This window comes from Dietzia timorensis (assembly GCF_020742175.1).
Lineage (GTDB): Bacteria > Actinomycetota > Actinomycetes > Mycobacteriales > Mycobacteriaceae > Dietzia > Dietzia timorensis_A.
The window spans coordinates 13,306-27,299 of record NZ_DYXM01000142.1; the positions used below are offsets into that span (position 1 = coordinate 13,306).

15 protein-coding genes are annotated in these 13,994 nt (G+C 66.7%); 7 read left to right on the top strand and 8 right to left on the bottom strand.

What is annotated here, in order from left to right; genetic code table 11:
• Positions 1–44 precede the first annotated feature (44 nt).
• Positions 45–1,100: an oxygenase MpaB family protein gene (locus tag K8V11_RS07510; protein WP_303912215.1), complete on the bottom strand. Its 1,056-nt coding sequence runs from the start codon at positions 1,098–1,100 to the stop codon at positions 45–47.
• A gap of 90 nt (positions 1,101–1,190) precedes the next feature.
• On the bottom strand, positions 1,191–1,853 hold the full coding sequence (locus K8V11_RS07515; RefSeq protein ID WP_303912217.1) for an LppP/LprE family lipoprotein: 663 nt from the start codon (positions 1,851–1,853) through the stop codon (positions 1,191–1,193).
• A gap of 232 nt (positions 1,854–2,085) precedes the next feature.
• Here K8V11_RS07515 and K8V11_RS07520 point away from each other — a divergent pair, with 232 nt between their 5' ends.
• Positions 2,086–4,143, top strand: a complete 2,058-nt coding sequence (locus K8V11_RS07520; RefSeq protein WP_303912219.1) for an acetoacetate--CoA ligase — start codon at positions 2,086–2,088, stop codon at positions 4,141–4,143.
• A gap of 31 nt (positions 4,144–4,174) precedes the next feature.
• On the opposite strand, the gene K8V11_RS07525 is transcribed toward K8V11_RS07520, so the two are convergent.
• A complete protein-coding gene (locus K8V11_RS07525) occupies positions 4,175–5,656 on the bottom strand; it encodes an MFS transporter (protein ID WP_303912222.1) in 1,482 nt (493 codons plus the stop codon).
• 109 nt (positions 5,657–5,765) lie between these two features.
• Between K8V11_RS07525 and K8V11_RS07530 the strand changes: the two genes are divergently transcribed.
• Complete coding sequence (locus tag K8V11_RS07530) at positions 5,766–6,230, top strand: MarR family winged helix-turn-helix transcriptional regulator (RefSeq protein WP_303912225.1); 465 nt, start codon at positions 5,766–5,768, stop codon at positions 6,228–6,230.
• 134 nt (positions 6,231–6,364) lie between these two features.
• Positions 6,365–7,663 carry a TIGR01777 family oxidoreductase gene (locus K8V11_RS07535; protein ID WP_303912226.1) on the top strand — a complete coding sequence of 433 codons (1,299 nt, stop codon included), beginning with the start codon at positions 6,365–6,367 and terminating at the stop codon, positions 7,661–7,663.
• A 27-nt stretch (positions 7,664–7,690) separates the two neighbouring features.
• On the opposite strand, the gene K8V11_RS07540 is transcribed toward K8V11_RS07535, so the two are convergent.
• The 5 genes from K8V11_RS07540 to rpmB all read right to left on the bottom strand — a co-directional run bounded on the left by K8V11_RS07540 (position 7,691) and on the right by rpmB (position 10,019).
• Complete coding sequence (locus K8V11_RS07540; RefSeq protein WP_303912229.1) at positions 7,691–8,674, bottom strand: AEC family transporter; 984 nt, start codon at positions 8,672–8,674, stop codon at positions 7,691–7,693.
• Positions 8,675–9,050: 376 nt separating this feature from the next.
• Positions 9,051–9,302, bottom strand: coding sequence for a 30S ribosomal protein S18 (rpsR, locus tag K8V11_RS07545; RefSeq protein WP_303912232.1), 252 nt, complete (start codon positions 9,300–9,302; stop codon positions 9,051–9,053).
• 6 nt (positions 9,303–9,308) lie between these two features.
• The gene (gene rpsN, locus K8V11_RS07550; RefSeq protein ID WP_303912234.1) at positions 9,309–9,614 is read right to left on the bottom strand and encodes a 30S ribosomal protein S14; all 306 of its coding nucleotides are present in this window, start codon (positions 9,612–9,614) and stop codon (positions 9,309–9,311) included.
• A gap of 4 nt (positions 9,615–9,618) precedes the next feature.
• The gene (rpmG, locus tag K8V11_RS07555) at positions 9,619–9,783 is read right to left on the bottom strand and encodes a 50S ribosomal protein L33 (protein ID WP_067476300.1); all 165 of its coding nucleotides are present in this window, start codon (positions 9,781–9,783) and stop codon (positions 9,619–9,621) included.
• Positions 9,783–10,019, bottom strand: coding sequence for a 50S ribosomal protein L28 (rpmB, locus tag K8V11_RS07560; RefSeq protein ID WP_303912239.1), 237 nt, complete (start codon positions 10,017–10,019; stop codon positions 9,783–9,785). The genes rpmG and rpmB overlap by 1 nt, the downstream gene beginning before the upstream one ends.
• 799 nt (positions 10,020–10,818) lie before the next feature.
• Here rpmB and K8V11_RS07565 point away from each other — a divergent pair.
• The 4 genes from K8V11_RS07565 to K8V11_RS07580 all read left to right on the top strand — a co-directional run bounded on the left by K8V11_RS07565 (position 10,819) and on the right by K8V11_RS07580 (position 13,931).
• Positions 10,819–11,079 (top strand): type B 50S ribosomal protein L31, encoded by a 261-nt coding sequence (locus K8V11_RS07565; protein ID WP_303912241.1) that lies wholly within the window; start codon positions 10,819–10,821, stop codon positions 11,077–11,079.
• 44 nt (positions 11,080–11,123) lie between these two features.
• Positions 11,124–11,294, top strand: a complete 171-nt coding sequence (gene rpmF / locus K8V11_RS07570; protein ID WP_067476291.1) for a 50S ribosomal protein L32 — start codon at positions 11,124–11,126, stop codon at positions 11,292–11,294.
• A 184-nt stretch (positions 11,295–11,478) separates the two neighbouring features.
• The gene (locus K8V11_RS07575; RefSeq protein WP_067476288.1) at positions 11,479–12,162 is read left to right on the top strand and encodes a response regulator transcription factor; all 684 of its coding nucleotides are present in this window, start codon (positions 11,479–11,481) and stop codon (positions 12,160–12,162) included.
• A gap of 167 nt (positions 12,163–12,329) precedes the next feature.
• Positions 12,330–13,931, top strand: coding sequence for a HAMP domain-containing sensor histidine kinase (locus tag K8V11_RS07580; RefSeq protein ID WP_303912246.1), 1,602 nt, complete (start codon positions 12,330–12,332; stop codon positions 13,929–13,931).
• The last annotated feature ends 63 nt before the right edge of the window (positions 13,932–13,994 follow it).

The window sequence follows — 13,994 nt, forward strand, 5'->3', positions numbered from 1 at the left end:
AGCCACGAAGCCCCGGCGGCAGGGGCACGAAGAAGGATGCGGCGCTAGGCCTCGGCCTTCGGGGTTGCGAACTCCAGGAGCGGATCATGGTGGCCGTGGGTGTAAGGATCCTCGGCAGCGTCGGCCTCGCGCTCGCGCAGCATGTCCGCATATTGGACCAGCGGGGGCCGGGGATCGCCGAAGGCCTGTCGCGCCTCGGCGGGCGTCCAGACCCGGGAAGATTCCGGTGCCTCCCCGCGGAGGTGCGGGGCGAGTACCGGCCCGCCGTGGGGCGAGATCGCTTGGAGGAATTTCGCCTGTCCCTCGGGGTCGCGGTTGAGCCGCGCCATGGCGATGCGGAGGACCGCCGTCACACCTGAATCGACGAGGCGTGATTGCCGGACGCCCATCATGGTGCGCATCCAGTGCGGATACGTGGCCACCACGCCCGCGCGAATCACCGGCGCAGACACCGCGCGCATCCAACCCGGGAGTGTGGTGAAGATCGTGCGCATGCCGTCGAGGATGAAATCGACGTTGTACTGCGCCGCCTCAGAGGCCGCCAGGTGCGGGCGCCATGCCTCGAAATATTCGCGTACCTCGGCGCGCGAGGTCGGGATGTCGGCTGGCTCGATCGGTTGGAACGCCGCCGCGATCGCGCACTCGCGCCAGTAGCGATCCTCCTCGTCCGCAGGCAGCGGGCCCGGGCCGAACTTCTCGTAGACGTAGAGGATCGAATGCCACGCCGTCATATGTATCCACAGCTGCGAGGACGGGCGGTTGGAGTCGTAGGTGCCGCCGGTCACGGGGTTATGGCCGCGGGCGCGCGAGTGGATCTTCATGAGCACGTCCGAGGACTTGATTACCGTGCGGGCGTCGCCGTAGAGCACCGTCGCGAAGTATTGCACCGTGCGGTCGTAACGAAGGCCGGGGCGCTGGAGCACCTGTCCGCTCGCGTCGACAGAGGCGGCAAGGTCGGGGTCGAGGTGCTCGATCGTCACGGCGCGAATGAACCCGAGCAGCGCCGAGGTGGGGTAGGACCACACCTTTCGCGCGACCGAATCGGGCGGGAAGAACCCCTCGTCCTCGCGGATGTAGCGCTTCTTGGTGCGAGTGGACATTTGGACACCCCTTAGGCATTTGTCAAACGTTGTGTGGCCGACCGTAGCACTCGGGAGTGATCCGCGCCACACCCGAATTCTCCTGCCGGGTTAGCCCAAGGAGAGATTCGGGAAGCGGCCCTGCGGGACGACCCGGGATCCGTCCCAGGTGAAAGTCACGTCGGTCGTATAGTTCGAGGCCTCTGCGTTGGGCGCGCCCGCGGTGTCGAGTGCCTCCCAGTCCTTGTAGCGTACGGTCACCGAATCGTCGGTGGTGGCGATCACCTGATGCTGTTGGACGGTATCCGATCCGACTCCCAGGTACTCGCCCTTGTGGAAGAGCATGAGCTGGTTCTGGAACTGGGAGTTGCCCTGCTCGGACTGTTCGACCGTGGCGTAGGAGAGCGTCGCGCACTTGTCGTAGTTGCTGTCGCCCTTGTAGGTCCACGTGAGGCCATCGAGAGATGGGGCGGGCACCTGGCTGATGTTGTCCGTGATCGCGGAAGCGTTCGGGTCGACGCCGCAGTTGCCTTCATCTTCACGCTGGTTGGAACTCGTCTGTCCGGCGGCGCTCCCGGAGGCGTGCGCGCTGGATGTCAGAGAAGACGAAGCAGACGGACTCGGCTGCGAGATGTTGCCGGCGGACTCCGACACAGTGGTCATCGCCGTCGGGGCGGATTGTTCGGCCGAGTCGGAACCGCACGCAGAGAGGGCGAGGGCGGCCGCGGCGGCGAACGCCCCGAGCGTGACGCGGACGGGCTTGAGGTCGTGCATCGTGAACCCCTGTCTGTCGGGCTTGGCGCGGAAGTCGTTTCGCCATTCCTATTGTGCGTCGTCCGAGCGCCGTTACAGCGGGAAGTGCTCGACGATCCTCGATTGGGACGCACACCAAATCCGTCCAGAGCCGAGAAAACGAATTAGTCCCAATTAACTGAAAGGCTGTTGTTCGGTCCGAGGAGCGGGTAATTTGGTCCGTAACCCACGCCACAGAAGAAGGGGATCGAAGATGAGCGAGTCCGACACCGCCGGGGCGGCAGCCGAGGACGACATGCCGATCTGGGAATCGTCGCCGCAGCAGGTCGAGGAGTCCGAGCGCACCGAGTTCGCGCGCGGCGCGGCTGCGGAGTACGGATACGCGGGGGCCCCGGACGACTACAAAGCGCTGCACGCCTGGTCCGTGGCGGAAATCGGGAACTTCTGGTCCGCAGTGGGTAGGCACTTCGACGTCGATGGTTTCGGAGAGCCCGGCGACCCGCTGCTCGCGCCGGAGGACGCGTTGGAGGTGGACGTCATGCCCGGCGCCCGCTGGTTCCCCGGCTTCCGCGGCAATTTCGTCGACGCCGTGCTCGCCCATGAGGCGAAAAATCCGAGTGTGTCCGCCGTCATCGCCGTCTCCGAGCCGGGGGACGCTGGCGAGGTAAGCCGGGTCGAGCTGACGTTCGCGCAGCTGCGCGAGGAATCAGCTGCGCTGGCCGCGCGGCTCATCGACGCAGGGGTGCGGCCCGGTGACAGGGTGGCGGCTTACGTGCCGGACATCGCCGAAGGGATCGTCGCGTTCTACGCCACCGCGTGGATCGGCGCGGTATGGACGGCGTGTGGGCAGGACTACGCGCCCGCCGCGGCGGCCGCGCGCATGGGGCAGCTGGAGCCGGTGGTGCTCATCGCGGCGGACGGCTACCGAAACGCGGGCAAGTGGCACGACAAGCGCGCGGACACCGCAGACCTCGCCGAGCGGCTGCCCGGCGATGTGCGTGTCATCGAGGTGCGCCGCGGCGCCGAACCGGGGGCTCCCGGCGCGCTCGTGGGCGCGGAGTCGTGGGACGAAGCGCTCGCACGCGGCCGCGAACTCGTGGAAGAACAGGGCGAACCGGCGGTCGAGAAGGTGGCGTTCGATCATCCGCTGTGGGTGCTGTTCTCCTCGGGGACGACCGGTACGCCGAAGGGGATCGTCCACGGCCACGGCGGCGTGCTGCTCGAGCACCTCAAGGTGCTCGGCCTCCACGCCGGGCTTCGGGCGGGGGATCGGCTGCTGTGGTTCACCACGCCGAGCTGGATGATGTGGAATTACCGCACGTCCGCGCCGATCGTCGGCGCCACCGCCGTGTGCTTCGAGGGACACCCGACGCGCCCGCCGGAGGCGCTGTGGGAGGCCGTCGCCCGCGAGAAGGTGACGATCTTCGGCACCTCGCCGGGGCAGATCCTCGCGAGCCGCAAAGCCGGCCTTCGTCCGGCGGCGCAGTTCGACCTGTCCGCGCTGCGTGCGATCGGCTCGAGCGGTTCGACGATGCCTGCGGACTCGTTCCACTGGATCTACGACGAGGTGGGCGGCGTGCCCACGCTGTCCATTTCGGGCGGAACCGACGTCGTTTCCGCCTTCGCGGGCGGGCAGGCCGCGTACCCGGTGTACGCAGGTGAGCTTTCCGCCGCCTATCTGGGCTGCGACCTGCGCTCGTGGTCGCCGGAAGGGGAGGACTTGATCGGCGAGGTCGGCGAAATGGTCATCGCCCGCCCCATGCCCTCTATGCCCGTAGAGTTCTGGAACGATGCCGACGGTACGCGGTACCGCTCTGCGTACTTCGAGCATTTTCCCGGGGTGTGGCGCCACGGCGACTGGATCAAGATCAACGAACGCGGCGGGGTGACAATCCACGGCCGCTCCGATGCCACGCTCAATCGCAACGGCATCCGCATGGGTTCGGCGGACATCTACGGTGTCGTCGAGGAGATCGACGGCGTGGCGGAGGCGTTCGTCCTCGGCGTCGAGGGGCCGGATGCGAAATACTGGATGCCTCTGTACGTCGTTCCTGCGGAAAATGCCGAGGTTGACGCCGCACTACGCGATCGCATCACCGCCGCGATCCGCGCGGACTTGTCCCCGCGGCACGTGCCGGACGAGATCTCCCAGGCGCCGGGCATCCCGCACACGAAGACGGGCAAGAAGCTCGAGGTGCCGGTCACCGCGATCCTCGCCGGGCGCGAGGACGTCAACGTCGACCGGCAATCGATCGACGACCCGGACCTGCTCGACTGGTACGCAGAACGCGGCGCCGAACACACCTGGTGAGGGTGCTCGGCGCCGCGTTCCGGGCGAATTTTTAGGAGCGCGCGGGTTCCGGCTCGCCGGCCTGGCTCGGCTCTCCGGCGTCAGCAAGTGATGCGGTTTTCGTCTTGGCGCGCGAGACGCACAGTGCGAGGCCTGCGCCGAGCAGCGCCGCGGCGGCTCCGACGAGGAAGCACAGCTTGAACGCGTCGTGCGTGGGGATCTCCGGAGTGCCCGGGACGAGCGCGACGGTCTGGCTCGTGAGAATCGCGGCCATCACGGCACCGGCGATCGTCGTGCCGACCGACCGCATGAGTCCGTTGACGCCGACCGCGGAGCCCGACTCGCTCGAGGGCACGTTGTCCATGACGAGCGTAGGCATTGCCGCGTAGCCGATGCCGACGCCGGCCGAGCACACCAGCGTGGCGAGCATGAGCTGCCACGGGGCGCTCATGAGGAACAGCCCGACGAGATAGCCGCACGAGAGCACCACGGCGCCGATGGCCAGGGTGATGCGCGCGCCGATCGAGTTCATCAGTCGGCTCGAAACGGGCGCGAAGACCATCATCATGAGGCCGCCCGGTGCCATCCACAGACCGGCGGCGAGGATCGACTGGCCGAGCCCGTAGCCGGTGATCTCGGGCATCTCGAGCAGCTGCGGTACGACGATCATCTGGGCCATCATCCCGAAGCCGATCGCAACGGCAGCGAGGTTGGTGAACAGCACCGGACGGTTCGCCGTCGAACGAAGATCGACGATCGGATCGGACTGGCGTAGCTCGAACGCGCCCCAGAGGATCAGGATGAGAATGCCGCCGACGATGCTGCCGATCGTCGTCGCGCTCGACCAGCCCCACTCGGAGCCCTTCGAGATGCCGACGAGGAACGCGATGAGGCCGGCGGCGAGGCCGATGATGCCGGGCACGTCGATGTGCGCGGGATGCGCATCCCGGACATGGGGAACGATGAGTGCGGTGAGCGCGAATACGACGATCGCGAGCCCGGTCGACATCCAGAACAGTCCATGCCAGGAGAACTGCTCGGTGATCCAGGCGGCGAGCGGAAGGCCGATCGCGCCGCCGACGCCCATCGTCGCCGACACGGTGGCTACGGCACCCGCTTGCTTCTGCGGCGGGGAAACCTCACGGACCATCGAGATGGCGACCGGGATGTAGCCCATCGCCATGCCCTGTAGAGCGCGGCCGATGAGGAACAGGGGGAGTCCGCCGGCGACCGCCGCGACGAGCGAGCCGACGGCGAGGACTGCCGCCGAGGCGCACAGCACGACCTTCTTGCCGTAGAGGTCGGCGAGCCTGCCGGTCACCGGCATCGTCACCGCGGCGGCGAGCAGCGTGGCCGTGACCGCCCACGAGGCGTTCCCGGCCGAGGTGCCGAGGAGCTGCGGCAGCTCCGCCTGGATCGGGATGACGAGCGACTGCATCAGCGCGCCCGAGAAGCTACCGAGGCACAGGATCGCGACGACGATCTCTGTGGGGAACCGGCCGGCGCGTAATGCCGCCGAGGTGGTGGCATCCATGCAAATCCTTCAAAGTGTCAGTAGGTAAGTGCTCGTTTATGTAAATTACATACAATGTGTGTAATCTACATACCGTAATCGGCGGGGGACAAGCTCCAGGTGGTGTGAGATGCACGACAGCTCGAATACGTCCGGGCTCAGCGCGGACCGCGAGGTTGCCTCGCTACTCAATCGCCTCGAACAGTCGCGGCGTGGCGCGACCGCGAACGCGAAACTCGGCGCGGCCGACGCGCGGATCCTGTGGTTGCTCAGCGGAGGTGAGGAATACACGCTTCGCGATATCTCCGACAAACTGAACCTCGAGCAGTCCACTGTCAATCGGCAGGTCAACGCGGCGGTCAAGGCCGGGTATGTCGAGAAGAAGCGCTCACGGGCGCGCGCGGCGTGGGTCTTCTCGCCTAGCGCCGAGGGGAAGGAGAGGTTCGACGCGGACCTCGACATGCACCTGGGATTCTATGCTCGCGGGCTGGCCGAGCTCGACGAGTCGGAACAGACCGCCTTCATCGACCTTCTCACACGAGTCGTCGGCGGATACGAGGCTGCCATCCGCACCGAATCCTGGTCGCGAATCTAACCGGGGCACGCCTCACGATCACCGCGAACCATGGCGCGACGGCCGTAGGTGATGGAAGGTGGAGGCAGACGGGCGCCAAGCCCTGGCGACCGCGGCGCCGATCCGTGCCCGGTCGCGACCGACGAGGAGAAGACATGTCGCTTCACGCCCGCCAGCTCCTGCACCACGATTACGAGCGCGTCGCGGAGTGGTTCGCCAGGCCGGGCGCCGAACGCAGGCTGACCCCGGGCCACGCCCCGCTCATTCCCGTGGGCGAAGACGACTCCCGCCGCGCCGCCGTCACCGGTTGGAGCCACACCCGTTACCTCGAGGCGGTCACGGGCCCGAACGGCGAACCGTGGTGCATCGTCGGCGATGATGTCTCCGCGCGAATCCCCGCCTTCGGCCTCGAGCGCCTCGCAGCCTTCCGCCACTCCACACTCGCGGGCGACCTCGCGGCCGCCGACCGACTCGCCGGCTACCTCGACTTTGGCCACGGCGCCGACTCGGGACGGCTCCTACCGCGGTGGACCATTGCCGTCACCGGATCCACCGGGACCGTCGGGTCCGCGCTCTGCGCGCTTCTCACCACCTCCGGACACCGCGTCATCCGACTCGTCCGCTCGCCGCGCGACGCCGGCCCAGGCACGCGCTACTGGGATCCCACACGCCCGTCGCGCCACCTTCTGGATGACGTCGATGCGCTCGTCCACCTCGCCGGCGAACCCATCGCGGGCCGCTTCACCGACAAACACCTCGAAGCCGTGCGCTCCTCGCGGGTCGAACCCACCCGTGCCTTGGCCCATGCCGTCGCCGCGGCGGAAACTCCGGTCGTCGTTTCGGCCTCGGCGGTCGGCTACTACGGGCCGAACCGCGGCAGGGAAGTTCTCTCGGAGACCTCGGTCAGAGGCGACGGGCCCCTCGCGGCGATAGTCGGGGAGTGGGAGCGCGCGTGGGATCCGGCACGTGAGTCGGGCGCGCGCGTGGTCCCCGTGCGCACCGGGCTGGTCCAGGCGGGCGACGGGGGACTGCTGCCGATGCTCGCGCGGATCGTCTCCTCTGGACTCGGCGGGCGCCTCGGCAAGGGCAGCCAATGGTTCCCGTGGATCGCGCTCGACGACCTGATCGACGTCTACCACCACGCACTCTTCGACGAGGAGCTTGCCGGGCCGGTCAACGCGGTCGCCCCGGGAGGCGTCGACAACGCCGAATACACCAAGACCCTCGCAAAGGTTCTGCGCCGGCCCGCGGCGATCCCGGTTCCCAAATTCGGTCCGGCGCTGTTGCTCGGCTCGCGCGGAGCCGACGAGCTCGCCTTCGCCAATCAGCGCGCCGAGCCCACCGCACTCGTCGACTCCGGGCACATCTTCCGATTCAATGACCTCGAACCTGCCCTGCGCCACGAGCTCACACGCGAGGAGCTGCGTCCGTATCGCGGCGACGCGTCGGATTAACCGGTCTCCCCGCCGCGATCAGACCGACTAACCCGCGAGCACAGCCGCAACGCCGATCAGCACGGGAAGAGCCAAAACAGTAGTTGTGACGGCGGAGTCGCGCGCCAGCAGGACGCCGCGGCCGTAGCGGTTCGCCACCACGAGCACGTTCTGCGCCGTCGGCAGGCACGCGGCCACGACCACCGTGAACAGTGCGTGCCCCTCCATCCCGAGAGCGAGACCGACGCCCCAGGCGAGAAGCGGCTGCACGATCATCTTGAGAATCGTCACGAGCGCGACGTCCGTGCGCGGGGAAATGCCGCGCTCGAGCACTCGCACGCCGTAGAGCGACATCCCGAACACGAGCAGCGCGCCGGGAACGGAGGCCTGTCCAATGAGGTGGATAGGCTCAAGCACACGTTCGGGCAGCTTCCACGGCAGCGCCGCCAGAACGAGTCCGAGAATGCCCGAGATGATGAGCGGGTTCCGGGCGGACTGGCCGAGAGCGGCCAGGGCGCCGGAACGCCCGGCAACACCGGTCGAAGGAGAGCCGTAGCCACTGGCTCCCTCGGAAGAGGCGGCCTCCGCCGTCATGAGCCGATCCATAATGGCGATGATGACGGGCTGCAGAAGGCATACCTGAAACAGCATGAGCGGGGCGACGAAGGCAAGATCGCCGAGCACGTAAAGCGCGATGGGAATGCCGAGGTTCGCCGAATTCACGTACGAGGCGGACATCGCGCCCATGACGAGAGTCGGCCCGCGGCGACCGAGCAGCCCACGTGCGAGCGCGACATAGACGAGCGCGACGATCACGGCTGTGCCCGCGGACACGAGGAAGATTCCCGACAGCACGTCGCGGATGTCGCGCTGGGCGAGGGAATTGAGAAGTAGCGCCGGCGTCGCGACGAAGAACACCATGCGGTTGAGTACGAGCTGGCCGTCCGAGCCGAGCACGTTTGTGCGCGCGCAGATCCAGCCGACGGCGATCACGACCGCGATGACCCCGAAGCCGGAGAGCACACCGAGCACGCCGCACGCTCCTTCACCTCGGGGATAACTGGTACCTGGCCGGGCTTCGCGCGCCAGGAAACGGGCCGGTCGCGCGCGAAAACCGTATTCATTTAACTCCCGGCGCCACGTATGTGTGAAACCGCCAGGTCGGCATGCGAACGCGCCATGGGCGATACACGGGGAAATGCGGCGAACGCGATAGGCGACCGGTCCCCAAATGCCAGAAGACCGAGGGCGCAGACGTCCCCAATTAGGGAGTCGCGCTCACCTCGGTCTTCGATGGCGCTGTTGTCCTTGGTGGCTAGCCCTGGGTTAGGAGTCAGGGCCGGGCCGCGGGACTTGGGTGCGCCGCAAAGTGCGGCGCGGGTGCTCGGGTGAGATCCGAGCGGGGTGCCTACCGGCTGGTGAAGGGGAGCAGCGCCATTTCGCGCGCGTTCTTCACAGCGGTGGCGACCTGGCGCTGCTGCTGCGGCGTCAGGCCCGTCACGCGGCGCGAACGGATCTTGCCACGATCGGAGATGAAGGTACGGAGGGTGTTGATGTCCTTGTAATCAACGACCTCGATACCAGCGGTCTTCAGCGGGTTCTTCTTGGGGCGACGGCCCTCTTGGATCCGCGACTTCTTCGGGATGCGCTTGTTAGCCATTGAGTATCACCAGCTCGACTTCGTCACACCGGGCAGCTCGCCACGGTGGGCCATCTCGCGCATGCGAACGCGGGAGAGACCAAACTTACGGAGGTAACCGCGGGGACGGCCATCGTGGACGTCGCGGTTGCGAAGACGCACGGGCGAAGCATCGCGCGGCATCTTGTTGAGAGCGGTCTGGGCGTCGAAACGCGCCTCGTCGGTGCTCTCCGGGTTCTTGATGATGGCCTTCAGCTCTGCGCGACGCTCGGCGAATCGCTCCACCTTGGCGCGGCGCTGCTTGTTCTTGGCAATCTTGGACTTCTTTGCCATATGGCTAGCGCTCCTCTCGGAATTCGACGTGCTTGCGGACAACCGGATCGAACTTCTTCAGCGTGATGCGGTCCGGGTTGTTACGGCGGTTCTTGCGGGTCACGTACGTGAACCCGGTGCCGGCCGTGGACTTGAGCTTGATGATCGGGCGGACATCGTTACGTGCCATTAGATCTTCTCCCCACGTGCTCGGATGCGGGCCACTACGGACTCGATTCCGTCGCGGTCAATGGTCTTGATGCCCTTGGTGGAGACGGTCAGCGTGATGCGACGTCCCTCGGAGGGCAAGTAGTAGCTACGGCGCTGGATATTCGGGTTCCAGCGTCGGTTGGTCCTTCGGTGCGAGTGCGAGACGGACTTACCAAAGCCTGGCTTCCGTCCCGTTACCTGGCAGTACGCCGACATGGCGTGATCTCCTTCTCCCTGGCGGAATGAACCTTGCAGGACCTACGAATCGTGAAACGCGCAGGAGGCCGCGGAACCGAATGGCGAAAATGCCGATCCGGAACTCTCGGCCAACACTCTGCGGCGGATCCCTGGTGTGGGCTCGTCTCAGCGCGCTGGTTGCGTCGTGTTCGTAAGTCCGCATCCGTATGTTCATCTCGCGCAAATGGGCGATAGCAAACGTGCAGACAACAGCGAGTGTCTAAGTTACAGCGTTGGGTCCGAAATTGGTAATCGGCGACCGCCGCGGCGCACACCAGCGCTTTCGCGCACCCGTCTCGGAGCGTCCTATATATAGGGCCTTCCGGCCCGCTGTGGCACGTGCGGATAAAATCCACCCTATGACGTCGGACGTGGCGACCTCCCTGGAGGTTCACGCGCGCCCGTAGGGGATTGGGAGAGGCGGTGGCGAGAGCCGCTTGTGGCGAATTTGTCTTGTGCGCCCCTGGGGGTACGATCGACACAAGCGTGTGTGGTGGTATCGGAGTTCGCGGGTCAGACCGTGGCCTCGGTGCAGACCTGTTTGCCCCGGTCTACCTGGGGCGACGAGATAGGGTTGCGTCGCTTGCGAGTCGACCGGCCCGCCTGCGGTACTCCACTGACACGGCGCACGACCGAGATCCGTTCCGCGTCCGCGAGGGCGAGTTGCACAGGAGATCGACGCGCATTCCCCGGACAGTCCCCGCCGGGCGGGGTAGCTGGACCGGAGATGTTTCGTGTGCCCATAGGTAAAGAGCCAAAAGTAGAGGAATCAAAGCAGATGAAGAAGGACATCCACCCCGACTACCACCCGGTGGTTTTCCAGGATGCTGGTACCGGAACCAAGTTCCTCACCCGTTCCACGATCTCGTCCGACCGCAAGGTCGAGTGGGAAGATGGCAACGAGTACCCGCTGATCGTCGCCGACGTCACCAGCGAGTCGCACCCGTTCTGGACCGGCGCTCAGCGCGTCATGGACACCGCCGGCCGCGTGGAGAAGTTCCAGCGTCGCTACGGCAACCGCGTTCGCCGCAACAAGTAATTCCGGCCGCACAGCCCCCGACTTTTTCAAGGTAAGGACCCATCATGGCAGTTCCCAAGCGGCGCCTGTCGCGCGCCAACACCCACTCCCGCCGTTCGCAGTGGAAGGCCAACAACCAGGCCCTGCAGAACACGCGTATCGACGGCCAGGAGGTCGCCATCCCGCGTCGCCTGGTCAAGGCCGCCAAGCTCGGCCTCGTCGATCTCGACCGCTAATAGCGGTTCGGTCGCGCACCGGCGTTTAGTTCCGTCACGTCGCACGTTCGCTGCACACATTGCAGCGCCCGTGCGACGTTTCGCATTTCTGCACAGTTGTCATTCGTCCAGCTAAAGCGGCGTTCTGACCAACCTTTGCGCGAGTGCTCAGCGAGTGCACAGTGAAAGCTGTAAGACTGGCAACATGAAAATCCTTGTTGTAGACGACGACCAGGCGGTCCGCGAATCGCTTCGACGGTCGCTGAGTTTCAATGGTTACGACGTCGAACTTGCCGGCGATGGTGTCGAGGCGATCGATCATGTCGACTCGAACCGCCCCGACGCGCTCATCCTCGACGTGATGATGCCGCGTCGCGACGGGCTCGAGGTGTGCCGCATCCTTCGTAGCCGCGGCGACGACATCCCGGTCCTCATGCTCACCGCCCGCGACGCGGTCTCCGAGCGCGTGGCCGGGCTCGACGCGGGCGCGGACGACTACCTGCAGAAGCCCTTCGCCCTCGAAGAGCTCCTCGCCCGCCTGCGCGCACTCCTGCGCCGCACCGGCAGCGGCTCGGAGGAGGAGAACGAGACCCTCACGTTCGAGGACCTCACGATGGACGTGGGCACACGCGAGGTGCGCCGCGGCGAACGCCCGATCCAGCTCACCCGCACCGAGTTCTCGCTCCTCGAGCTGCTCATGCACAACCCCCGCCGCGTGCTCACGCGCTCCCTCATCCTCGAGGAAGTGTGGGGCTATGACTTCCCGACGAGCGGCAACGCCCTCGAGGTCTACATCGGTTACCTCCGCCGCAAGACGGAGGGCGAGGGCGAAAGCCGACTCATCCACACAGTCCGCGGCGTCGGTTACGTCCTGCGGGAGAACCCATAGTGCTTGGCCTTCCAGGCCGCCGGAGCCGCAAGAAGTCGGCGACCGGCGGTCCCGGCGCGCCCGAACCCCGGCGGATCGAGCCGACCGGATCAACGCAGCCCTCTGGAACATCGCAGCCGGACGGTACGCGCGGCGATCCCGCAGATGCCTCCCGGCAGGAGCCGGGTATGGGTCAACACCCCGTTTATGACGGCGGAGTTCCCGTTCTCCCCGAGCCCGGAGTCTCGGAGTCCGCGACGATGCCCCAGGCGGCGAAGCTGCGCGCGAAGTCGGCGCCGATGTCGCTTCGCCGTCGCGTCGCGCTGCTCGCCGCGACCACGGTCGGCGTGGCCGTGGCGCTCATGACGGTCGCCGCGTACTTCGTCGTCACCAACGCGCTTGTAGACAACGCGAGCAAACGGCTCGAGCGCCAGGCCGTCACCATGCTGCAGCTCGGCGCCGCGGATACCGCGAACACCCAGCCCCGCACGTGGATCGCCGCGCTCACGACCTTCAACCCTGATCTCGAGCCGATCGTCATCACACGCGACGGCCTCACCTACGGCCCGTACCGGGACGATCCCTACAGGCTGCCGTTCCAGATCGGGGAGGCCGAGCACAAGGTCTATGACCGCGAGGTGTCCTCGTCGATGCGCACCGCGGAGGGCAAACAGATCATCGCGGTGGCCAACCGCGACGGCTCGACGCTCATCCTCGCGCAGGACCTCGGCCCCACGCGGGAGGTGCTCAACAGGCTCGCCATCGTGCTGTCGATCGTCGGCGCGCTCGGCATTATTCTCGCCGCCGCAGCGGGCACCGCGGTCGGACGGACCGGTCTCGCGCCGGTCGGCAGACTCACGCGCGCCGTCGAGCGCGTCGCCCGCACCGACGACCTGCGGCCGATCCCGGTCGCCGGTGACGACGAACTCGCCCGGTTGACCTACGCATTCAACCAGATGCTCATCGCGCTGCAGGAGAGCCGCGAACGCCAATCGCGCCTCGTCGCCGATGCAGGCCACGAGCTCAAGACGCCGCTCACCTCGCTGCGGACGAACGCGGAACTCCTCATAGCGGCGAACCGGCCCGATGCCCCGGACATCCCCGAAGAGGACCGCAGGGACCTCGAGAGGGACGTCGTCGCGCAGATCGAGGAACTCTCGACGCTTGTCGGTGACCTCGTCGACCTCGCTCGCCAGGATGCCGGCGCGGAAACCATCGAGCTGGTCAACCTCGCCGACACGCTCGGCGCGTCCATGGAGCGTGTGCGGCGCCGCCGTCAGAACGTGGAGTTCGACGTGCAGAAGGTGGACTGGTTTCTCTATGGCGACGACTCCGCGTGGGAGCGCGCGCTGCTCAACCTGTGCGACAACGCCGCCAAGTGGTCGCCGTCCGGCGGCACGGTGACAGTGCGGATGTCCGCGTCGCACAACCTCCTCACGCTCGATGTCGCCGACCAGGGCCCGGGAATTCCCGAGTCCGATCGCGAGCTGGTATTCGAGCGTTTCTACCGGGCCACAGAATCGCGCACGATGCCCGGCTCCGGTCTCGGCCTCGCGATCGTCCGGCAGGTCGTCGTCAAGCACGGTGGCACCATCGAGGCGCGCGAGGCGCCCGGCGGGGGAGCGCTGCTTCATATGGAGTTGCCGGGAACACCGACGTCCCCCGAGGAGCCCAATTACTCGGAAGCAGCCACGGGAGAATCGGCACGGGCCGATGCCAAGGCGGCCCCGGTAAAGCGTGGGTCCGGACGTGGGAAAAGCGGCAAGACGCCGCCCTCTAACGGTCGCTGACTGCGGCTGCGCACGTTTCCCACGTAGGTCCCACATGGCTCACAGACACCGCACAGCATGAAG